Here is a 22,364-nt window from a genome sequence, read left to right as displayed (position 1 = left end):
AAAAATGACGATAAATTGGTACATCACACGGACCTCAAGCCAATAAAAAAAGCCAGAGACCGAAGTCTCTGGCTTTTCGCATGATGGGCAGGACTCTCGCGAGCCCCAGGGGTTTAGTTGGTTTCTGGCAGATCGAAGTTGTAGTCCCGGGCAGCCGTTTTCAGCTTGTTGAGGGCCCGAGCTTCAATCTGGCGAATTCGTTCCTTGGTCACACCCAACTCTTCACCAACCTCTTTCAAGGTCTGTGGCTCGCGGCTGTGATCCAAGCCGAATCGGCGGATGATGATCTTCTGCTCACGTTCGTCCAAGCGATGCAGGATCTTGTCGATCTGCTTTTCACGAGTCTGTTGAGCCATTTCCTGCTCGTACTGATCGCTTCGCTCGTCAACACGCGTGGTGAAGTACTCGTCCAAGCTCGTTCGGTAACGGTCGCGATGACGGAATTCGACCGGAATTGTCCGGGCAAAGTTCTTCATGATCGCCCAGCTACAGTACGTGCTGAACTTATTACCACGCGAGTAATCGAACTTCTCGGCAGCACGAATCAGCGACATATTGCCGTCCGAAACCAGCTCGAAGAAGTCTTCGGTAGCACCAACGTGGCGTTTGGCGATCGAGACCACCAGTCGCAAGTTCGACTGAACGATCAAGTTCTTCACGTCGCTGGCCTGATCGTACAGCTGTTCGATGGCGTCCATGTCGCTCGACTTTGGACGCTGTTCGTCCAGGGTTTCGCGAATCTTCAACGCCTTGTGCTTCAGGAAGTTGAACTTCCGGAACAGGTGATATTCCTGCTCACGCGTCAGCAGCGGCATTTCGTACAGCGAAGCCAGGTAGGTCGGCAGACCGGATGGAACCCGAACCTTACGGGCGGGCTTTTCATGAGGTGGCATATCACCCAGGATTTCTTCTTCCAACTCCGGCTTCTCGAAGTCGTCGTTGTAGATGCAATCCAGCGGCAATTCCATGATGTGACGGAAACGAATTTCGTTGATCACACGATAGATCGATGCCCGGGTACGGCCGTGCTTTTCCGCGAGTCGATCGACCGACACACCATGGCGGTATTCGCCGTAGATGATCTGCTTGGCCGATTCGGTCAAAGGGCCGGTTCCTCGGGGAAAAACGGCTTCTTTCGGCTGTTCGTCATCGTGATGCTTCAGCGTGTAACGAATCGTTTCGACGCTACGTCCCATCTTCGCGGCAACGCGTTTGGCAACCTCGGAAGGCGTACCGCCAGCGTTGGCCAGGCGACGAGCTCGATCAATGATTTCCAGCTTTTCCGCATCGGTGAGCTGACTGAAATGACGACCTCGTTCGATCCGATCAGGATTGTCCTTCACGAAGCGTTCGACGCTGCTTCGAAGGAAGCCCACTCGCTTACGCCCCTCGAAGAGGAACTTACGGCTCACGAGCCCCTGCTTTCGCCAACGCGAAATGGTCTTGGTCGAAACGTTGAAGCGATCGCTCAGTTGCTCGACCGTCAGCACTTCTTCCGGAACAGTATCGACGGAGACGTCAGCGGCATCCGAAAGGTCTTCCACCATCAGACGCAAATCTTCAGCGGCGGACTTACCTGGAAGGAGTGAACCAACGCTCGGTTGTTCCGGGCGGAAATCGGTCAGACGGTAGTAGATGTAGTCGACCGGATATTGCTTGTTAGGATCGATCTCGGTGATCAGCTTTTCCGCACGATTAGCCTGATCTAGCTTTCGATCCCGGGGAGCATATTTAATTTGTTGATCGCGCAACTGTCGGAGCGCGACATTCTTATATCCCTTGTTCATGTTGTCCCTCACTCAGTGATCAACAACACCTGTCTGGTTTTCCCTGCGAGTTCCGATCGCCCAGACGATGCCTAACTTGGAGAGAGCTCCCCTTCCCGGGGAACTATCACTCAAGCAACGGGACAGCTACTCATCGGTCGATGAGCGCCTCTTTCTGTCAGATGCTTGAAAAGTCTAGTGGAACGCAAAGTAAACGGATGAACGATCAACTATTAGCTTGCGAACCAACTTTCTCTATGACCTTATACGAGGAAATGACTCATTTGGTTGCTCATTTGTTCATGCTTTTCTCAAAAACCCCCGTTTCAGGGGTCATGACTAGCGACTGCCATTTGTCGTAAGTCAATGCATGAAAACCTGTTGCGAATATCATGCCAAATCCAGCGAGACATCTCGCTTTCGTAGGCACACATGCCGCAAATGTCAAATCCTGACGCTTTGTCCACTTCTTGGAAGCAGGAAAAACAAAGGCCTCTCGTGAGATAGACACCGCAGCGGCAACTTTCTTTCAACCTGTTCCGCCGAATTTGACGATTCTCCCGTATATAGCGATTTCGCTTTTTCCCGAGAGACCTCAAATTCCAGGCCGAACACATGTATTTCGATGCTTACCGGGCAATATTCGTTACACGAAATTACGGAAACCCGAGCACCTTTAAGCACATCCTACTGGCCGGTTCGATCCTCGCACTGTGGGCCACTTCACCTATTTTGGCAGAAGACACCTGGAAGCTGACAGAAAAGCTCGACGGGAAGACTCGACGCGTTAGCACCGAGCTGAAAGTCCAGGGAACCATGCGTGTGAACCCGGACGGTAAGAAGGTACGCCACTATCCGATGACTCTCGAAGGCAAGTACGTCGCCATCGAACGAGTCCTGGGCCCAACCTCAGCAGTACGCTACTACGAAACAGCTGAGACGAACTCGACGGCCAATGAAAAGCCCCTGGACGACAAGCTACCGACCGTTAAGCGTTTGATTTCCGTCGATACCAGCGAAGATCAACCCATTCTGTTCAGCCCGCAGTACACCCTGACGCGGGAAGAACTGGAATTGATCAGCGTTCCTGGCAACCCGGCCGTCTTATCGAAACTATTTCCTGCCCAGCCGGTTGCCATCACCCAAACCTGGTCGCCAGACGACCAAGCACTCGCTCAAGTCTTGGGCATCGATGCCATCAATAACCACGAAGTGGTGGCGACCCTCACCGATGTGGACAAGTCTGGAGTGGCTAAAATCTCGCTCGAAGGTAAGGTTTCCGGAGCCATCCAAGGCGTCGCAACCGAAATTGAGCTGAAGGGACGTTTGAACCTGGACACCAGGAATCAGGCCATCACCTGGTTTGCGGCTTCTATCAAAGAAGACCGCAGTATTGGCCATGCACTTCCCGGCTTCGATGTCACCGCGATTGTCCGCACCCAGATTGAAGCAGCCAAGCCCACCGAAGAGCTTAGTGACACCAATCTCGCGAAGCTGAATCTGCAGGCCAACGACGGCAGCAAGATGCTGGCCTTCGAGGGTAAAGAGGGCGGATTTCGCCTGATGCACGATCGCCGCTGGCATGCCATGGCCGAAACACCCAAGCAAACCGTCTTCCGCATGGTTGCTGATGGTGAACTGATTGCCCAGGCCAACGTGAATCGCCTGACCAACATGAAAGCGGGCGAACAGATGACGCTCGAAGGCTTTGAAGCGGAAGTCAAGAAAGCCCTGAAGGAACGCCTGGGCCAAGTTGTCGATGCCTCGCAGGCAATCAATTCGCAAGGTCTTCGTGAGCTTCGTGTGACCGCCGTCGGTACGGCCAACAAGATGCCAATCACCTGGATCTATTACTTGATCTCGGACGACAACGGGCGACGCTACTCGACCGTGTTCACCTTCGAGACCAGCTTGGCCGAGAAGTTCGGGCAGACGGACCGCTCGTTCATGAGCGGATTCGATCTGATGGAAGGCCCCAAGCCGACCGTGGCCGAGAGCCCAAAAGAAGAAGGCGCCGAGGAACCCGAACTGATCTCAGCGAAGGTCGAATCGGCCGAAAAACGCTAATCGCGACGATCGGCGCGTACAATTACTCAGAGCGCTGTCACGACTCGTCGTTTGAACAGTGCTCTGCTGGTCTATTTGCCCGCTGAAAGGCCCCGCTGTGATTGTTCGCCCCTACAAATTACCCGACGGTGAACCCAAGTTGTTCCTGATACAACAGTCGGTGCACGCCGCCCTTTCAGGCGATCTTGCTTCGCACTGGGGCAACAAGCCGTTCGCCCCTTTGGTTCACCCAGAGGTGGTCTGGCCAGCGATCTTTCATCACGACGATGGCTGGATCCCGGTCGACAAGTCTCCGCCGATCGATCGCAAGACCAAGCGTCCGGTTTCGTTTCTCGACTCCCCGGCACCTGACTCGCATGCCATCTGGACGAAGTCGATCGAGTGGGCCGCACGGATCAGCCCGTTTGCTCAGTACCTGATTGCCGAACACTTCATGACGCTCCGCGAGCATAGCGAGTCGGCCGAAAGCGAAGCAGGTCAGACCTTCATCCACAAATACGAAGAACTATGCGAGACGTGGCGCGACAACTGGGAAAAACGTCATCCCCAGTGCTCCGACGAAGAAGAAAAGCTGGCCGTCGCGCAGTTGCGATTCTTTGACTGGTTCAGCCTGTGGCTGTGCCTGGACGAACGCAGCGAGATTCACACCTTCGAGAAAACCCCTGACGAAATCCCGCTGACGGTCGAGCCGCAGCCCAATGGCAACATCCTGACGTCTCCTTGGCCATGGACCGTCGACCATGTGCATGTGGCCGTGGGGGGCTATTTGGTGCCCGATCGCGACTACGCTGATACCGACGATGTCCTGCGCGAAATGAACGATTGGTGTCAGCTTGAGTGGCGGTTCGCCCCCAAGTAGCAGCGGCAACCAAACAAAAAGCCCTGACGAAATCGCCAGGGCTTTTGCTTGTATCGTTGAATCGCGAAAGACGACTACTTCTTCGCGTCTTCTTCCTTGACCTTCTTCTTCTTCTTCATCGAGATCTTCACGACCTTGGTCTTGGGCAGACCGATAGGCGAAGTGCTCTCGTCATTGAAGGTACCTTGCTGCTTCATTTGAGCAATACGTTCGCTACGCTTCAGTACACTGCGGGTCGAAATACCACCCCGCTTAACCTTAAGGCTCTTATCGATGGTCACGGTAACTCTCCTGATTTATGCGTTATCAGGCGGAATACGGGCAATCCGCCGGGTATTCTATCGCCTAGGCGACAATTTTAGATCGAGGGGAAACGCATCATGATACCAGAGGCCGAATGGGCGTCAAGGCGTAACTCACCCACCAAATGGGCCGCCTCTAAGCGTCTAACCGCTTGATTCTCTGCAACGCGTTAAGCAGGTCACGGGCAGTCTCGGGGCGGTTGCGGGGATCACGGTCGATGCACGACATGATCAGCTCCCCCAATTCCCGATTGAGCTTCGGACGATGGTCAAAGATGTTGCCAGGTGGGACGGTATCGTGGCTCAAAGCATCTCGCCCGGTCCCTTCCACGCTGGCCCATGGCAATTCGTAAACCAAAAGGCGGAAACCTGTTACGCCCAGAGAAAAGATATCCACGCGTTGGTCGGTAGGTCGGCGACGAACGATCTCAGGGGCCATGTAGTTTGGTGTCCCCGTACGATTGCCAGGAGCCATGAACTCCGGCAGGGCGGGCAGCGTGAGCCCAAAGTCGATGAGCTTGCACGAGCGGCAATCTGGGGCCGCAATGAAGTTTCGAGGGCAAATGTCGCGGTGGATGTACCCGGCCTCGTGGACGCAGGCCAGGGCGTCCGCCATTTGACGCAGCAAGACCAGCTGCTTCCCTTCCAGCATCGGATCTCGGTCGACAATCAGCGAATTGAGCCCTTTGCCTTCTAAGTACTCCATCAGCACGTATTGCTGGCCAGTGGTCACCAAGCCGTGCTCCAGCGTCCGCACAATGCACGGATGCGTGAGCGACATGGCGATTTCGCCTTCCTTGGGACGCTTCAGCCCCTGAAAGCGAGAATCGAAGAATTGCTGCTTTTCCAGGTCGAGAATCTTGAGCCCGAGCGTTCGGCCGGTCGAATGCTCGCGGACCTTGTAGAATTCGCTCATCGTCCCCGAGACGGCTTCTTTCAAGATTGAAAATCGCGAGGCGATATCAAGCCTGGGTTGGCCGGCGAAGAATGACGTGAACTTCTTGAGCAGACTCATCGGGAAAAGCGACTCGCGCGATCAGGGTACAAACTTGAAACGATACTTCAAATCTAGGCCCCTGAACGGATTTCGTCCGACAAAATTGGCGCATCAGTCGCCAAAATCGACGTCGCTTGGATGGGTTTAGTCTGTCTGTTCCGGTGCCTCTATCCCCCACTTTAAGCTGGCCTGCAAAGCGACACAAGACACACCATCCGTGAGAGTGTCGCCGGTGGGATTAGGGCGGACTGAGACTATTTGCCGCAGTAGTCGATCGCGCGGGCGATTTCGAGCTTCAGCTTGTTTCGCGGGACAATCCGGTCCACAAAGCCGTGTTCCAGCAGGAATTCGCTGGTCTGGAAGCCTTCTGGCAGATCGATGCGAATGGTTGCCTTGATCGTTCGTGGACCGGCGAAGCCCACCAAGGCCTTCGGTTCGGCGAAGATCAGGTCACCCAAGGATGCGAAGCTGGCAGCCACGCCACCCATGGTCGGATTGGTCAAAACGGAAATGAACAGCCCTCCGGCCTCGTGGAACTTGGCCAGCGCCGCGGTTGTCTTGGCCATCTGCATGAGGGACAAGATCCCTTCGTGCATACGGGCACCACCGCCGGAACCACTGATGATGATCAGCGGCAAGTCCTGAGCGGTCGCACGCTCGATCAGTCGCGTCAGCTTTTCGCCGACGACGCTTCCCATGCTACCCATGATGAACGCACTGTCGGTCACACCGATGGCGACACGTCGAGCACGGATCATGCCGCAGCCGGTCAGAGCCGCTTCTCGCAGGCCAGTTCGCTTCTGCTCGGCCACCAGGCGGTCGGCGTACGACTTTTTGTCCTTGAATTCCAGCGGATCGAGTGAATGGAGGTTGGTGTCCCATTCCTCGAAAGTTCCGGTATCGAGAACCTGCTCGATTCGCTGCTGAGCCGTAATGGTCCAGTGATAGTCACACTCGGGACAGACGCCCAACTGCTGTTCGGCTTGCTTACGGAAGATGGCGGCCTGACAGCCGGGACATCGTTGCCATAGGCCTTCCGGTACGCCGCGTTTCTTAGGTTTGCCGGATTCTTCGGTTTGAGATGCGATATCCGAGGAAACGGATGCCATGTTGGATGCCTCGACGAGGGGAGTAGTCGGAGAGGTGGTTTCGTCAGTTTCAGCCACTTGCTTCTTGCCAGGCTTAGACTTTCGAGACGACTGCGTTTTTTTCATACTGGATCAATTCCCACCATCCACATCGACGTTCGGCCTGCCACAAATCACCGAAGTCGGTTTGCAGGATCTCGCTGCGAATGATGGATGCCAGAGGTTCTGGGGCGACTACAATCACATTGCCGTCACCTTTTTGATGCTTTTTCCATATCTTGTCTAGGGCGTTCTGCACACGCAAGCGCACCTCGCCTAAAGTCTCCCCTTGGGGGGGACAGACCGCCTCTGGGTTTTCCTGCCACAATCGGTAGACGGTCGGCTGGTTTTGCTTGACCTCGGTGATCAGTTTTCCCTGCCAAAGTCCGGCGTTCAAGTTCGCCAGGCAGTCCATTTGCTTGATTCGCTTACCCAGGGCATGGGCGAACGTCTCAGCGGTCTGCTGACATGACTGGCAAGGGCCACAGTAGATGGCCTGAATCTCCAGGGCCTGAAGCTGTTGAACCATTTCCGACGCCTGGCGTGTTCCTTCTTCGGTCAGCGGAACGGCAAGACGGCTACGGATGCGACCCTGAAAGTCGTATTCGGTCTGCCCAGGTCGGACGAGCACTATTCGTAACATGGCTAAGCTGTTCTCAATTAGGTCGAAACTTGGGCAGATCGATAGAGTTGGTCAATCGCTGCGCCGTAATCCGATTGATTGAAAATCGCTGATCCTATTACCAAGAGGTCAGCCCCGGCTTCGGTACATGCCTGAACCGTTTCCAGGTTCACGCCTCCGTCGACTTCCAACAGAAGTTCGGGAGGACCGACTTTTCGCAAAGCTTCGAGCTTCTCCAACGCCACAGGATTGAACGTTTGACCGCCAAAACCTGCATTAACACTCATGATTAGTATCAAGTCGGCTGTGTCCACGAAAGGGAGAACTCGCTCGACAGGGATATCGGGGTTAATGGTCACCCCGGCTCCACAGCCCATATCCTTGATCTCTTGTAGGACACTGGCCGTGTCGATTCCAGTCGCTTCCTCGTGAACGGTAATGATATCCGCGCCCGCCTCATAGAACTGTCGGATATAACGCTCCGGATTCTCGATCATCAAATGGACGTCGAGCGGAAGTTGTGTCAACTTACGAAATGCTGCCACAATGGGCATTCCGTAAGTAATGTTGGGGACGAAATTTCCGTCCATCACGTCCAAATGAAGTGCTTGCACGCCAGCAGCTTCCAGTCGCTCTACCTCACCGCGCATATCGCTAAAGTCACACGATAGCACTGATGGCAGAATAAGCGGAGACTGTTGGCGAAGTCGCGCGAGATGCGAACGACGGGACATGCCAAACCTTGCGTCGGGGGGATGAATCACTTCCGAGAAAAACCACTTGGGCTTTCGCCTGACGATACTCACTAAGTATCGCGGAAGCGAGTTTAGGGGCAACTTGTGCCCCTCAAAATCGATGGGACGCATTGTACCAAGCGGATCTTGGCTCGTCAGCTGCCAAAAGCCGCAGTCGCCATAAGCCACCTATATTCAACGACTTACAGCGACCTTATTTTCGATAGACACCTTCTCGAAACGAGCAATCTCTACGAATTTCATGGTGCCTACTTCTGCTCATCGACTTCGTGATGAATCTGTAGCACACGACGTTTTAGCGCTAACGGTTCGTCATTCACATGCGGCTGCAATGCACGGCAAATCCAAAGTAGGCCCATGCCTCGGGAGAACAGCAACCGAATCGCGTCGCCTAGGTCCTGTGTTTGGGCGATCGCTTCTCGTCCGACAACGACGAGTTTCTCTTGGGAATGCACAACATCAATCTGAGGCTCATCGCCTTCGGGTTCGCCCGACACGGCCTCTCCAATCAATCATCAAGCGATTGGGGCTGAGGCAGATCATCGAGCGAGGTCAGCCCGAACAACTGCAGAAAGCGTTCAGTCGTCGTGTAGCGTTTCAGCCGCTTATCTTCCGGGTCAGGCTGCACACGCAACAGCCGGCGACGCACCAACTGGGTGAGAATTGGCCCGCTCGGCTTGTTCCGCATGTCATCAACTTCTTCCCGCGTGGCACCCTGGTTGTAGGCAACCAACGAGAGGACATCGATCGCCGGCTGCGAGAGCTTGGCCTCACGTACCTTGCCGTAGAACTTCTCGCGCAAGGGGCGAAACTCGTCACGGAGGGCCATGCGATAAGTTCCGCCAACCGCCGTGATTTCGTAGGGGCAACCTTCAGATTCATACTTGCGATTAAGCTGCGAAACCAAATCGTCGATTTCGTCTGCTTGAACCCCACGCATCACCGAAGCGGCCTTTTCAGCCGTCAATTTGTCGTTCGACGCGTGCCCGACGAATAAGATCGCTTCTAGAATGGTTGTGGGAGACAGTTCGCAGGGATCATCCGCTTCTGCTTCATCCGCCAGTCGCGAAATGGCTTCAGCGGTCGATTCGTCGTCTGGCGCTTCCTCGTCAGACTCCGGTGGAGTCTCTTCCTGAAATGGCACAGGACGATTGCCCAGGGCCTCGGCGTACGTTTCCGACAAACGATCCAACGAAAGCCCACCGTCGTCGGCGTCGTCGGCGAACATCGCAGAGAGATCGAACTGTTCCTCGTCGTCCGTCATAACCGAACTATATCGATCGTTCCCGCTTTAACCAAGATGAAAGCCGAGGAAGAGCTAGCCACAGAGGTCACAGAGAGCACCGAGGAAAGGGGAACAAACTGGACCAACTCACAACGGCAACCTGTTGTTGCTCCTCTCATCCGTGGAATCTGTGTAATCCGTGGCTCTTCTTAATTCTTCCCCCTCGGTGCTCTCTGTGGCCTCTGTGGCTAAATCTCTTCAAAAAAAGAAGGCCACGCGAACGTGGCCTTCTGCTTCAGATCAATTAAACCGGCGGACTACCAGCGTTTGGCAACTTCCTGCTTCATGAACGCCAGGCCGTCTTTGGCCAGTTGCAGTTCGGTGTCGAACATCTTGCGCCAGATCTTGGTAGCGGCGGCGATTTCCGGCAGGGCCAGGCCAAAGGCTTCCACGACCATCCAGCCGTCGTAGCCGACTTCCTTCAACGTGTCGAAATTCACATCGAAATCGATGTGCCCGCTGCCTGGAGTGGCACGGTTGTTTTCTGAGATGTGGACGTGATGCAGTACGTCCGAACAATCGCGAATGGCCTGAGCGATATCCGATTCTTCGATGTTCGAGTGAAAGGTGTCGTACATCATCTTGCAGTTAGGATGATTGACTTCCCGGACGAAACGAGCCGAGTCCTTATGGATGTTCAGCAGGTACGTTTCAAAACGGTTGAGCGCTTCTACACCCAACATCACGTCAACATTGCCGGCATGCTCGGCAACCTGTCGCATGGAATCGACGCCCCACTTCCATTCGTCTTCGGTTGGGCCGGCACCACTGAAGATACCGATCGCCGAGTGATAGGGGCCGACAAGCGTTTCGGCGCCCAAGGCGGCACAGCAGTCAAGCGTCTTCTTGTTGAGTTCGACACCTTTCGCACGCACCGATGCATCGGGGCTGATCGGGTTGTCCTCTTCGTTGCGGACCGTGACGGCGGTGCACTTCAGATCCATGGCTTTGATCTTTTCGCCGTACTTCGTCCACTTGTCGACGTCGAGATTGAAAAGTGGAATCTCCACCCCGTCATATCCCATGGCCTTCAACTCTTCGATCACCGGCAGCAGGCTGTCATCGGGATCGCCGGACCAAAGCAACAAATTCATGCCAAATTTCATCGACGGGGTCTCCTGGTCTTTATGAAAAATCTTGAGGGGCAATTAAGTGGAATGTGCGGTCAGCAAGGCCGCGGACGAGGCCCGCACGTCTCGGCGAAGCTCCGGCAGGAGCGCACCAAATGCGTCGGGCAAAGCTGGTAGTTTGACGCGCTGCATCACCTGATTCAACCGGTAAAGCAGTTTTTCGTCGCTGGGGTAATCCTCGAGAAAACGCACCTCGACGAATCGCCCAATGAACCAATCTAAACGATCCGCCGGCCGCTCGGCGATGCGTTCCACCGTTTGCTGCACGAGGCCTCCATCGACCTCATTGAGTGCGGCATAGTAAGCATTTAGCTCATCGGGATCATTTTCAATTAATACCGAATCCAACAACAATTCGACGAGAATATGACCGAGAAAACTAGGCCGAAGGCCGCTGTCTTTGCCGAGGAAATCACGGATTCGCTTCGTAAAATCCCACTGCAGTCGGTTAAATTCTTCGGTCCGATGAAACCAATCGTCGTCGGCATGATGCTGAACCACGCCAGCGGCAATCTGTGCTTCGATTGGATCACTGGAATCGCAAAGGGGAAGGGCCTTCTTCGAGCGGGCTCGGCACTTGCGATCAACCACGTTCAACCAATCCGGCACCGCTGTTCCGGCAAGGAAGTACGGCTGATCGAGAAACAGTCTTCCGTGGGCTAAGTAGTTCATGCGAGTATCTTTGCCACGAAACGAAAAAGGGAAAGGGCGTTCGATGGCCCTTTCCCTGATTTCGATCGTGGATGCCTATCGACTAGACGTCCTTCCAGACCTTTTCGGCGGCACTGGAAAGAACAGCGTCGCAGACCTTCTGAGTTTCCAGGGCACTGCGGAAGGTTGGCTCGCATGCCGTGCCTTCTTCGATGCTCTTGAGGAAGTCCGCCACGTGATGGACAAAGCTGTGTTCGTAGCCGATGTTCAGGCCCGGCACCCACCAGTGATCCATGTAAGGATGCTCACCGTCGGTGACATGGATCGAACGCCAACCGCGGACTTCGCCTTCGTCGGAATGATCGAAGTATTCCATGCGGTGCAGGTCATGCAGGTCCCAGCGGATCGAGGCATGTTCGCCGTTGATCTCGAAGGTATACAGGGCCTTGTGACCGCGAGCATAACGGGTCGACTCGAACAACCCGAGCGAACCGTTCTCGAAGTGACAGAAGAACGAGCAAGCATCGTCGATCTTCACAGGCTCTTTCTTACCGGTTCCGCTGTGCAGACGTTCCTTGACGAACGTTTCGGTCACGGCGTTCACGTCTTTGATGCTACCGTTGAGCCAGATCGCCGTGTCGATGCAGTGAGCCAAAAGGTCGCCCGTCACGCCGGAACCAGCCGAAGCGGCATCCAATCGCCACAGACCAGCACCACCCTGAGGAACATCGGCGTTAATTGTCCAGTCCTGCAGGAAGTTAGCACGGTAGTGGAAGATACGACCCAGCTTGCCGCTGTCGATGATCTTCTTGGCCAGCGTCACCGCGGGAATACGACGATAGTTGTAGAAGATGGTGTTCGGTACGCCGGCGTCTTCGACGGCCTTAACCATCTCTTCGCCTTCAGCGGTGCTCATACCAATTGGCTTTTCACACAGAACCATCTTGCCGGCCTTGGCGGCAGCGATCGAAATCGGACCGTGCGTGTCATTAGGCGTACAGATGTCGATGGCGTCGATATCATCGCGAGCGATCAGTTTGTTCCAATCAGTCTCGTACGACTCGTAGCCCCACTGCTCGGCGAAGGCCTTGGTCTTGTCTTCGCTACGACCGCAAACGGCCTTCAGCACAGGTTGGTATTCGAGTTCTGGAAAGAAATCAGGTACCCGCTTGTAACCGTTCGAATGAGTACGGCCCATGAAGCCATAACCGACCAGGCCAATACGCAGGGGTTTCTTTGCCATGTTGTCTATCTCCCAGAGGATGAACGCGAAGGAATTCGCGCGGGGTGTTAGTGAAATGAGTCGCAGGCGGGCCTAGTTCCAGCCACACTGGTCGCGAACTTTGATCATGACATCGAGGATCGTGTTCCAGGTTTCCTGCTTCTCGAGCATTTCATTCGGGAACATGCAACCGTCCCAGCAGATATGCTTGATACCGCGATCCTGGGCACCTTCGAGCCAGTACTGGCTGCACTTGACGATATCCAGCTTGCCGTTGGGATCGTCGGCAGGGCAGTGACGGCCGGTCTTGTCGTGCGAGCCGGTTCCGTGCACGCTGCCGTCGTTCTGAGCGACGTGGAAGTCGATCGTCCACTTTCGCAGGGCATTGGTCATTTCGGTGTAGGCAGCCCAGAACTCTTCTTCGGTGTAGCCTTCCTTTAGCAACGCATGCTCTGGTGCGTTGTAGCCCAGCAGGTAGAGATAGGTATGGGCCAAGTCAGCCTGGAAGCCAACGGTTTCCGGCATGCCAACCGCTTCTAAGAGATTCAACATGTCCTTCCACGAGTGCATGCCGCCCCAGCAGATTTCCCCTTCGGCCGCCAGGCGTTCGCCATTGTCGGCGGCAACCTTGCCGGCTTCCTTGAAGGTTTCGGCAATCATTTTGGTGTTGGCTTCCGGATCCTTGGACCAATCTTCAACGCCGCTGGCCGAGTCGATACGAATGCAACCGTACTGACGAACGCCATGCTCGTTGAAGATCTTCGCGATCCGGCACGCCTTCTTCACGGCGAGCACGAAGTTGGAACGTTCTTCATCCGTACCCATCGCCGGACCACCGACGGTGCCGGGCCAGATCGGAGCAACCAACGAGCCGATCGTCAGGTTGTGCGAAGCAACCAGGTCAGCAATTCGCTTCAATTCGTCGTCCGAAGCATCCGGGTCGGTGTGGGGGTGAAAAAGGAAGTAGTCGATCCCGTCGAACTTGATGCCATCCACTTCGGCAGCAGCGGTCAGTTCCAGCATGCGTTCCAGGCTGATCGGCGGATGATCAGTTCCTTCTTCCTTACCAACCAAACCAGGCCACATGGCGTTATGAAGTTTCGGGGACGCGTTGGGATGCGTACTCATGAGAGAGTGCTCCGATAGAGATTATGTTTCTGTGAGGATGAGAATGAGATGTGATGGCAGGCAACGGATTGGCTTCAAGTTTTCCGCGTTGCGTCCAGAATCTTGGCGATGGTATTCCCTGGAACAATACTTTCGATCATCTCGGCTCGTTACTCCGGTCTGGTAGCATGATGCAGTGGGAACACATGCCGTAGGGGCACAAGACGATTTGATTAGCGCAGACCCTGAAGGGCCCTCAGCGGTCAAGGGAAAGCGCTTGTTTTAACAAGTTTTATCCTGGTGACAAGTAAATGAAGGCCCTTTTCAAGCCTTCTGTGCTGGAATTTCACGCGTAGCACGCGTATGGTAACGGCAATTTGTCCGTTCGTGCCAAAAACCTGTCTAGAAATGACAAATCAAGAGAGAGCAACATGAGCAATCGCTGGGTCCTAAGTGAGTACGATGTCACGTCCCCTTATCAGCAGCCCGCTCCCTTCCTGAAAGCGGCCAAGCAGCACGGTCTGAGTGTGACCCACACGCGGCTTTTCGGTGGAAGGCGCGACGGGGTCGAGCTTCTAACTGTCCAAAACGGCGAGTTCTCTTTCACCACCATTCCGACCCGTGGCATGGGCATTCACCAGGCCAAGTATGGCAACACACGTATTGGCTGGGATTCTCCCGTAGAAGGCCCAGTTCATCCCCAGTTCGTTCCCCTTTCCGAACCCAGCGGACTCGGCTGGCTCGATGGAATGGACGAACTGATCGTCCGTTGTGGCTTGGAAAGCAACGGGGCCCCCGAGTTCGACGCGGATACAGGCCGGCTGAAGTATGGCCTGCACGGTCGAATCGCAAACCAACCGACCGAAGACGTGGTCGTCGAGGTCACTCCCGATGGCGAGATGTGCATCAGCGGCGAAATCCGCGAGACGCGGTTCCTTTGCTACAACGTCGCGATGAAGACCGAGATCCGTACCAAGCCGGGCGAAAACGGTTTCCGCATCCGCGACCAAATCATCAATCGTGCTGCCCAGGAAAGCACAGCCCAGATGCTGTACCACATCAACATGGGAGCCCCCATCCTGGGCGAAGGCGCTTCGGTCGTTTGTCCCGTGACCGAATTGTGCCCTCGTGACGAACGGGCCGTAGAGGACGTCGATACGTGGTCAACTTATAAGGGACCAACCGCCGGCTACGCCGAACAGGTCTACTTCATGCAGCTTGCCGCGGATGCCAATGGCGATACCTGTGCACTGCTTAAGAATGCATCCGGCGACCAAGGGGTTTCTGTGCACTTCAACATCAAGCAGCTTCCCTGCTTCGTCATTTGGAAAAACACGGCCGCTGAAGCGGATGGCTATGTAACAGGGCTTGAGCCGGCGACTAACTTCCCGAACCCGCGTTCGTTCGAAGAAAAGAACGACCGCGTACTCAAGATCGCGCCAGGTGCGACATACGAGATCGAGTTGGCACTGCAATTCCACCCAAATGACGCGAGCGTGGAAGCTATCGAGAAGAAGATTGCGGGCCTAACGGAAGGAAAAGAGGCAACAGTCCACACCACGCCCCAGTCAGCCTGGTGCAGTTAGCCCTTAGGCATCTTCCCAACTACTTCACCGCACAGTAGGCACCGAAACACGCGTTGAGGTGTAAGACCTCGACTTGGCGAAAGCCTACTGATCGGCATACATCGACTTGAAAGAGGACGCTCCGCGGGGTGTCCTCTTTTTCTATGTAGTCGAAGACGGCTTGGCGGTAGTCATCATCTCGGAAGTCGGTGAGGTACTCGCCGTAGCGATTTCGTTGAACTTCCTCTGCCGCTGGTAAATCTGAAGTCACCAGATCGCTCACCAGGAAGATTCCGCCGGGACGCATTGCCTGGTGGATTTTCCGGAAGACGTTGTTCCAGTCGGCATCGTCGCGAAGATGATGCAGCACGGCAGCAGCCATGACAACATCGTAGGTTTCGTCGGGAAGTTCGACTTCGCGAATATCCCTTTGAAGCGTTATCACCTCTTCGGCCGTGCTTTGCGAGAGCCGCTGCTTCGCTCGATCAAGCATCGGCTGGCTCAAATCAATCAGCGTACAACTCAAGCCGGAGATTCGCTCGAGCAGCTTCAAAGTGTAGTTTCCGGCGCCGCAACCGATATCGAGCACATGCTTCGCGCCGGGCAGGTGAGCCGTGGCAACACGCGTGATGAGATCCAGCACCAACGGGGCATCCATTGTGGCTGATTGCCCTGTTTCCAAGTTCGAGAAGCGATCGACATCCTTGTCAAAACGTTCCCTGATTTCCTCGACGGTTGATTTCTCTGCGGAATTCATCGGTGTCCTTTAATATTCCAGACTTCGCCTACCTATTGTCGAAGACAGTCTGCAATCCACATCGGTTCGCTGGCGAATTAACCGTTATGGTCCGCACGACAAGTTTCCGCTTTGCGCAATCCGCTAGCGAGTTGACCTCATTTTTTAGTTTTGAGGTTTGGGTAAAGCCGATAGAATGCGACAGACACCTCGGAGGCCCGCCCCAAGCTTCCCAAGCCTCTTCCCACACCCCAATCATAGCTGAGGTACGCAACGGATGGAGAACGTACTCACCGTGATCCTTGCCGGCGGCAAGGGTTCCCGCTTGGAACCATTGACCCGCGATCGCGCCAAGCCCGCAGTCCCGTTTGGCGGCGTCTATCGCATTATCGATTTCGCTCTTTCGAACTGCTTGAACAGTGGCTTTCGACAGATTCAATTGCTGACGCAGTACAAAGCCCAAAGCCTGGACCGCCATATCAATGTCGGATGGCAGCGCTACTTTTGTCGCGAACTGGGCGAGTGTATCGACGTCGTTCCTCCGCAACAGCGGATTGACGAACAGTGGTACCAAGGCACCGCGGATGCCGTTTACCAGAACATCTACGCGATCGAAAAGCATCGTCCGAAGTATGTTGTGATCCTCGCTGGCGATCACATCTACAAGATGAACTACGCATCGATGCTCGAATTTCATATCGAGAACGGAGCCGACCTGACGATCGGAGCTCTTAAGACAACCGTCGAGGAAGCTCGTTCGTTTGGCGTGATGCAGATCGATCGCGAGCAGAAGATTCTCGGTTTCGACGAGAAGCCAGAGAACCCGAAGACGATCCCCGGCGACGACCAGCACTGCCTGGCCTCGATGGGTATCTACGTCTTTAACGCTGCGTTTTTGTTCGAACAGCTTTGCAAAGACGCCACCATTCGCACTAGCGCCCATGACTTCGGTCGGAACATCATTCCATCGATCATCGATACGCATCGCGTCTACGCGTTTCCTTTCCGGGACGAGAACCGGAAGCACGATGCCTACTGGCGGGATGTCGGAACGCTGGACGCCTACTACGAAGCGAACATGGACCTCGTTTCGGTCGATCCACAACTCAACATCTACGACGAAGCCTGGCCACTGCGGACCTATCAGCCGAACGTGCCACCACCGAAGTTTGTCTTTGGTGGGGAGTCCGATCCGAATCGTCGCGGATATGCTCTCGATAGCGTCGTCTGCGGAGGATCGATCATCTCAGGCGGCGAGGTCGAACGCAGCATTATCGGCCCGCGCGTCCGTGTGAACAGCTTTTCATCGGTGCACGATTCGATTTTATTCGAGGGAGTTTCGGTCGGGCGTCACAGTCAAATCCGCCGAGCGATCATCGATAAAGGCGTTTCGATTCCAGCGGATACCCAAATCGGCTTCGACCTGGATCTCGACCGTAGCCGTGGCTTCACCGTCACGCAGTCGGGCCTGGTCGTGATTGCCAAGGAAGACCTCATCGAACCGCAAATGAACTCTGGCAAGCCCCAAGTTGCCTAGAGAATGGCGGTATCGAGCCTGAAATTGCCATGGTTCGAATTTCGCAGAACTCTTAAACTGACGCGAAGTTCGGCCCAATAACGTAATTTCCAGCTCGAAACGCTTCCATGATTCGCGTCAAGAGTCGCCAGAAAACCGAGTATGGCGACTTTCAAACCCCGATGGTCCTCGCTGAAGCCGTCTGTCGCCGACTCCGCGTCGATGGTATTGAGCCCAGTTGCGTCTTGGAACCGACGTGCGGGCAAGGAACGTTTCTCGAAGCAGCGGCCAACGTCTTTTCCGATTGCAAGCAATTGGTCGGTCGTGAATGGAACCGAGCGTATGTCGCCGATGCGCGTCGTCGGCTTGCCAACACGGGCTGCAAGGTTGACCTTGCTCAGGCCGATTTTTTTCAGCAAGACTGGCCATCGCTCCTAAGCCGACAACCGGGTCACCTGCTCATCCTGGGAAATCCACCTTGGGTCACTAATTCGGCGCTTGGTACGTTAGGTAGCGCCAATCTCCCTGCGAAATCGAACTTCCAGAACGAACGTGGCATCTCGGCCAAGACCGGGAAAGCCAACTTCGACATCTCACATTGGATGATCCTACATCTGCTGGAGGCGATGCCGCAGCAAGACTGCACGCTGGCCATGCTTTGCAAAACAACGGTTGCCCGCAAGGTTTTGGAACAGGCCTGGAAAGTCGGACTGCCGATTGCCAACTGCTCGATTCGCAAGATCGACTCGCGTGAACACTTCGACGCTTCGGTCGATGCTTGCCTGTTGGTTTGTCACATGCAAGCCGCGAAGCCGAACACGTCATGCGAGGTCTACGATCAACTCGACGCAGATCAAGCCGTGACTGTGCTGGGTGTGCACTCCGGCAATCTTGTTGCCGACCAAAGGGCACTGGCACGGCAGAAGCACCTGCTGGCTTCTCAAGTGACGACGCGTTGGAGAAGTGGCGTGAAACACGACTGCCGTGCGGTCATGCAACTAGAGCGGCAGGGATGGGGCTTCGTGAATGGACTGGGCGAGGCAGTCGAACTGGAACCTGATTACCTTTACCCGTTGATGCCTGCTGGTGCCGTCTATCGCGGTGATGTGAAACACACGGACAAATTTTTGATCGTGCCTCAGAAGCGTACCGGGGAAGACACAGCCCCCATCGAATCGACTGCACCCAGAACATGGGCTTACCTGCAAAAGCATGCCCATCGACTGGCGGATCGCAAGAGCTCGATCTACCGAGGACGCCCTCCGTTTTCGATCTTTGGCATTGGCGAGTATTCGTTCGCCAAGTGGAAGGTGGCGATTTCCGCCCTGCACAAGCAGCTTTCGTTTCGCGTCATCCGTCCGCAAGATGGCCGACCGGTGATGTTGGACGATACGACCTACTTCCTCTCTTTTCGCACGAAGAAAGAAGCGATCGCGGCAGCAGCTCGGCTGAACAGCCCGGAAGTGCAAGAGTTCTATCGGGCCTGGATCTTCTGGGATGCGAAACGCCCGATTACGTCGGAGATTCTTCAGCGGCTCAAAGCGGCCAACTAAGCAGCCACGATTGCCATCGGTGGAAAGCAGAGCAGGGGAATGCTCAGCGACACGGTTCCCAGCGCGTAACGAAACCATCCGATTGGGACACTATCGTCGCTGGTAGGCGGATGTTCGGGACGCATTAAGATGACCAGCAGCAGCATCAGGCTCCACTGGTAAGCGCCAAGCCAAATAATGAAGGCCACCGCCACCACGAGGAAGATTCGAGCAATCCAGTGGGCACTCTTTCCAAACATGGTGTATGTCACGTGCCCGCCGTCGAGTTGGCTGACCGGTATCATATTTAGCCCCGTCACTAGCAGCCCCACCCAACCGGCCATGAAAAAGGGATTGAGCTGGCTTTGATTGATGTACATCCCTTCTTCATACCCAGGGACGTTAAACCACTGCATCATCCACGCCATCGCGATGGGCAGATCGAGCTTGAACGATCCAGTTCCCGGCGCAGATAAGTCCATCTGAGAGACGCCGTACCATAGCACTGGAAATGCCACGACCAAGCCAGCCAAAGGACCAGCTAAACCGATATCGAATAGCTGTTTGCGATTGGCACGCATGCCGTCCATGCCGATCACCGCGCCGAACGTTCCGATCGGAGAAATCGGCACGGGAATGAAGTAAGGCAAACTGGCCGGCACTCGGTAACGCAGGGCCATGATGAAGTGCCCCATCTCGTGGGCAAACAAGATCCCCAACATCGCTGCCATGTAAAGCAGCCCACTCTTCCAGTCGGCCAGATAGTGGATAAGGTCGCGCCGCATTTCGACGGCGGGGCTTGAAAGGAATGAATCGTAGGCATGGGGAATCCCCATCGTCACCGGATTCGACCAGGCAAACAAATTGATGATCGCTTCCAGCGGCTGCCAGTTGGTCATCCCGGCCAGGAAGGTCGAAGCACACGTGGCAATGAACAATATGACCGGCAATCGAACACGACGCTTACGAACAGGCGGATCGGCGTGCAGGCGGGCCTGAGACGAAAACTCGACCGAATCTTTTTCCCACGATTTCGAAGCCCCCTCTTCCAAGGAAGACTCGTGAGATGTCGTTTGCTCGTCCACGCGGGATTCCATCGATTCATTCATAGAGACCAGGGTAACAGAATTCCGCAGGCAGCGGATAGCGGACCAGCTAACCAGTTGGATCAGCCAGACCGACTCTAAAGCCTATAGAGCAAGCTGGAAATGGTAAAGGTTAGCCCTGGCTTTCCCTTTTCCATGCCTAGGTTTCCGCCCAACGAGTCCGTGCAATTGGCGGCTGACCAACCAGCAGAATTACAAAAACTGCAAGCGGTTACAGGACTTCGATGCTCTTGATGGCGTTACCGCCCCCCTTCGAGGCTGCCAACAGGCACCGCCGGGCTGCCTGGAAGATCTCTTGCGGAGGAAGACTCTTCGGCGGCACGCATGCAGATGCCACACCACCGCTGAGCGTCAGTTCGACTCCATGATGGCACTCGCGACGCTGCGACCAGGAAGTCACCAAGTCGAGTAATTGACGCGTCAACGTGACCGTTTGATGGCGATCGTGATCTTCCAATAGAACGGCCACGCTCATTTCGCCACACGGCAGCACGCGTCCCAGGCCATCGCTCAGACGGTCCACAATGGCCGCGACCAACTGTCGCCAGACATCGACTTCTTCGACACCAGCCACCATCAGAAAGTCTTCAAATTGATTGATCTTCAACAGCGATAATGAAAACTCACAGCGCTGCGAACGGCATCGCTGCATCGAGGTAGCAATTTCGGTCAGCATGCTCGCATCGGCCATGATCGGATCGACCGGTAATTCTTCGGCAGGTGCTTCCGAGTTGCCCTGCTTTGCAGAACGAACAGGAACCCCGCCGTTTTCAGCGAGAGACTTTGTCGTGTCGATCAATCGCTGGACTTCCGGAGATTGAATCATCTGGTCATGGGGTGCCCGATCTCCCAAGGCCAGCGGCGCCGCAACCGACTCAGCCAATTGAGATAGCTGAACATATGCCTGGGCAACCACTTCACAGTAGTCCGTTCCATCTGGCAACGAAACGGATAAAACGCCGGCCAGTTGATAGAGCTTTTCCTGAATGTCTACCACCAGGTGTTCGACCGTATCCTCATCATGTCTGGTCGTTGATTTCAATTGATCGAGGAACTTCGGCATCAAGTTAAGTCGATGATGCGCAAGCACCTCGGCCAGATTATGCGCCAGGCGAAGTGTTACCGATTGCCCGCTAAGCCGGCCGAATTCAATTCCCGAGGAAGGGCTTCCTTCCCGAATCACTTCGACCAGGGCCTCTGGCAGGTTCCAGCTTTGCAGTAACCGGCACCCGAGAATATTGTGATCGAAACCGAGCGTTTCCCACTCCATCTCCGAGAGGTCGGCTTCTTCCTGCAGAACCTTGTTGGCGAAGTTGGCATACGCATCGCCCAAGTCCTGCAGCATGACCAAGGCGCCGATCTCGGACAGGAGCCCGGCGATGAACGCTTCGTCGCCGAAGTTCTTACCCTGTAGATTCGCGATCTCGCGGGCAGCAACTGCCTTGGTCAAAGCAAACTGCCAGTACTGAGCCAAGACTTCGGCTTCAATTCCCTGCAGCATGGCCTTCGGTAGACTGAAGCCGAGTACGAGTAGCTTAAGCGGTTTGATACCAAGCAAAGCAAGTGCCTGGTTCAGATCCGATACCTGACCCGATAGCCCAAACAGTGGGCTGTTGACGACTTTCAGGATCTTGAGGGTCATCGCCGGATCGCGTTGGATGCATTCCTTGATTTGCACAACCGTGGCATGCTCGTCAGCGGTAAGCTTGAGTACTTCCATCGCGACGGTCGGAAGTGAATACAGCTGCTGAGCCCGAGAAACCATCTGAGCTACCAGCCCCACTTCGCCCGAACCATGTTCATCGTGACCAAGTGTCTTGGGTACGCTGGTCGTTATGGAAGAACCGCCTGTCACGTCAGTTGCCTTTTGCATAGCCAAACCAAGAATCCATTGGGTGCCCTATTTCGTTTAAAAATATAGGTCACTTAGGGCAATGAGTCGGCGGAATTGTCAGCTGCGAAATGGTTTGCGTCGATCGGGATAGTTTCTCCCGTCGTTTGCTTAAAACCACTCCTCCG

Annotated in this window: 20 protein-coding genes; 5 read left to right on the top strand and 15 right to left on the bottom strand. The window is 55.1% G+C overall.

Translation table 11 applies throughout. From position 1 onward, the window contains the following. Positions 1–113: 113 nt before the first annotated feature. On the bottom strand, positions 114–1,787 hold the full coding sequence (locus PSR63_RS13985; RefSeq protein WP_274334078.1) for a sigma-70 family RNA polymerase sigma factor: 1,674 nt from the start codon (positions 1,785–1,787) through the stop codon (positions 114–116). Positions 1,788–2,381: 594 nt separating this feature from the next. Between PSR63_RS13985 and PSR63_RS13980 the strand changes: the two genes are divergently transcribed. Both PSR63_RS13980 and PSR63_RS13975 read left to right on the top strand, forming a co-directional pair. Next, positions 2,382–3,833 (top strand): hypothetical protein, encoded by a 1,452-nt coding sequence (locus PSR63_RS13980; RefSeq protein ID WP_274334077.1) that lies wholly within the window; start codon positions 2,382–2,384, stop codon positions 3,831–3,833. Between the two features lie 97 nt (positions 3,834–3,930). Further along, complete coding sequence (locus PSR63_RS13975; RefSeq protein ID WP_274334076.1) at positions 3,931–4,692, top strand: DUF3891 family protein; 762 nt, start codon at positions 3,931–3,933, stop codon at positions 4,690–4,692. 74 nt (positions 4,693–4,766) lie between these two features. Here the strand turns inward: PSR63_RS13975 and PSR63_RS13970 are convergent, their stop codons facing one another. The 11 genes from PSR63_RS13970 to PSR63_RS13920 all read right to left on the bottom strand — a co-directional run bounded on the left by PSR63_RS13970 (position 4,767) and on the right by PSR63_RS13920 (position 13,911). Next, complete coding sequence (locus PSR63_RS13970) at positions 4,767–4,973, bottom strand: small basic protein (RefSeq protein WP_274334075.1); 207 nt, start codon at positions 4,971–4,973, stop codon at positions 4,767–4,769. A gap of 157 nt (positions 4,974–5,130) precedes the next feature. Continuing rightward, positions 5,131–6,009, bottom strand: a complete 879-nt coding sequence (locus tag PSR63_RS13965) for a serine/threonine-protein kinase (protein ID WP_274334074.1) — start codon at positions 6,007–6,009, stop codon at positions 5,131–5,133. A 236-nt stretch (positions 6,010–6,245) separates the two neighbouring features. Beyond that, positions 6,246–7,100, bottom strand: a complete 855-nt coding sequence (gene accD / locus PSR63_RS13960) for an acetyl-CoA carboxylase, carboxyltransferase subunit beta (protein ID WP_274334196.1) — start codon at positions 7,098–7,100, stop codon at positions 6,246–6,248. 73 nt (positions 7,101–7,173) lie between these two features. Beyond that, entirely contained in the window at positions 7,174–7,761 is a 588-nt protein-coding gene (locus tag PSR63_RS13955) for a histidine phosphatase family protein (RefSeq protein WP_274334073.1), read from the bottom strand. A 17-nt stretch (positions 7,762–7,778) separates the two neighbouring features. Continuing rightward, positions 7,779–8,474, bottom strand: a complete 696-nt coding sequence (gene rpe, locus PSR63_RS13950; protein ID WP_274334072.1) for a ribulose-phosphate 3-epimerase — start codon at positions 8,472–8,474, stop codon at positions 7,779–7,781. Between the two features lie 269 nt (positions 8,475–8,743). Next, positions 8,744–8,992 carry a hypothetical protein gene (locus tag PSR63_RS13945; protein ID WP_274334071.1) on the bottom strand — a complete coding sequence of 83 codons (249 nt, stop codon included), beginning with the start codon at positions 8,990–8,992 and terminating at the stop codon, positions 8,744–8,746. A gap of 11 nt (positions 8,993–9,003) precedes the next feature. Continuing rightward, positions 9,004–9,759: an SMC-Scp complex subunit ScpB gene (gene scpB, locus PSR63_RS13940; RefSeq protein WP_274334070.1), complete on the bottom strand. Its 756-nt coding sequence runs from the start codon at positions 9,757–9,759 to the stop codon at positions 9,004–9,006. Positions 9,760–10,037: 278 nt separating this feature from the next. After that, entirely contained in the window at positions 10,038–10,886 is an 849-nt protein-coding gene (locus tag PSR63_RS13935) for a sugar phosphate isomerase/epimerase family protein (protein ID WP_274334069.1), read from the bottom strand. 42 nt (positions 10,887–10,928) lie between these two features. After that, on the bottom strand, positions 10,929–11,582 hold the full coding sequence (locus PSR63_RS13930; protein WP_274334068.1) for a hypothetical protein: 654 nt from the start codon (positions 11,580–11,582) through the stop codon (positions 10,929–10,931). An 82-nt stretch (positions 11,583–11,664) separates the two neighbouring features. Further along, entirely contained in the window at positions 11,665–12,804 is a 1,140-nt protein-coding gene (locus PSR63_RS13925) for a Gfo/Idh/MocA family protein (protein ID WP_274334067.1), read from the bottom strand. Between the two features lie 72 nt (positions 12,805–12,876). After that, on the bottom strand, positions 12,877–13,911 hold the full coding sequence (locus PSR63_RS13920) for a sugar phosphate isomerase/epimerase family protein (protein ID WP_274334066.1): 1,035 nt from the start codon (positions 13,909–13,911) through the stop codon (positions 12,877–12,879). Positions 13,912–14,321: 410 nt separating this feature from the next. Between PSR63_RS13920 and PSR63_RS13915 the strand changes: the two genes are divergently transcribed. Further along, positions 14,322–15,476 carry an aldose 1-epimerase family protein gene (locus tag PSR63_RS13915; RefSeq protein WP_274334065.1) on the top strand — a complete coding sequence of 385 codons (1,155 nt, stop codon included), beginning with the start codon at positions 14,322–14,324 and terminating at the stop codon, positions 15,474–15,476. 19 nt (positions 15,477–15,495) lie between these two features. On the opposite strand, the gene PSR63_RS13910 is transcribed toward PSR63_RS13915, so the two are convergent. Then, the gene (locus PSR63_RS13910) at positions 15,496–16,212 is read right to left on the bottom strand and encodes a class I SAM-dependent methyltransferase (protein ID WP_274334064.1); all 717 of its coding nucleotides are present in this window, start codon (positions 16,210–16,212) and stop codon (positions 15,496–15,498) included. Between the two features lie 256 nt (positions 16,213–16,468). On the opposite strand from PSR63_RS13910, the gene glgC reads away from it, so the two are divergent. Both glgC and PSR63_RS13900 read left to right on the top strand, forming a co-directional pair. Further along, the gene (gene glgC / locus PSR63_RS13905; protein WP_274334063.1) at positions 16,469–17,728 is read left to right on the top strand and encodes a glucose-1-phosphate adenylyltransferase; all 1,260 of its coding nucleotides are present in this window, start codon (positions 16,469–16,471) and stop codon (positions 17,726–17,728) included. 107 nt (positions 17,729–17,835) lie between these two features. Then, positions 17,836–19,260 carry a hypothetical protein gene (locus PSR63_RS13900; protein WP_274334062.1) on the top strand — a complete coding sequence of 475 codons (1,425 nt, stop codon included), beginning with the start codon at positions 17,836–17,838 and terminating at the stop codon, positions 19,258–19,260. On the opposite strand, the gene PSR63_RS13895 is transcribed toward PSR63_RS13900, so the two are convergent. Beyond that, the gene (locus PSR63_RS13895) at positions 19,257–20,336 is read right to left on the bottom strand and encodes a site-2 protease family protein (protein WP_274334061.1); all 1,080 of its coding nucleotides are present in this window, start codon (positions 20,334–20,336) and stop codon (positions 19,257–19,259) included. The two genes, PSR63_RS13900 and PSR63_RS13895, sit on opposite strands and share 4 nt — an antisense overlap. 220 nt (positions 20,337–20,556) lie before the next feature. Next, complete coding sequence (locus PSR63_RS13890; protein ID WP_274334060.1) at positions 20,557–22,218, bottom strand: HDOD domain-containing protein; 1,662 nt, start codon at positions 22,216–22,218, stop codon at positions 20,557–20,559. Positions 22,219–22,364: the final 146 nt, after the last annotated feature.

Source organism: Bremerella sp. P1, assembly GCF_028748185.1.
Classification (GTDB): domain Bacteria; phylum Planctomycetota; class Planctomycetia; order Pirellulales; family Pirellulaceae; genus Bremerella.
Note: the sequence above shows the minus strand (reverse complement) of the source record. Positions and strands in the feature narration are given on the sequence as shown.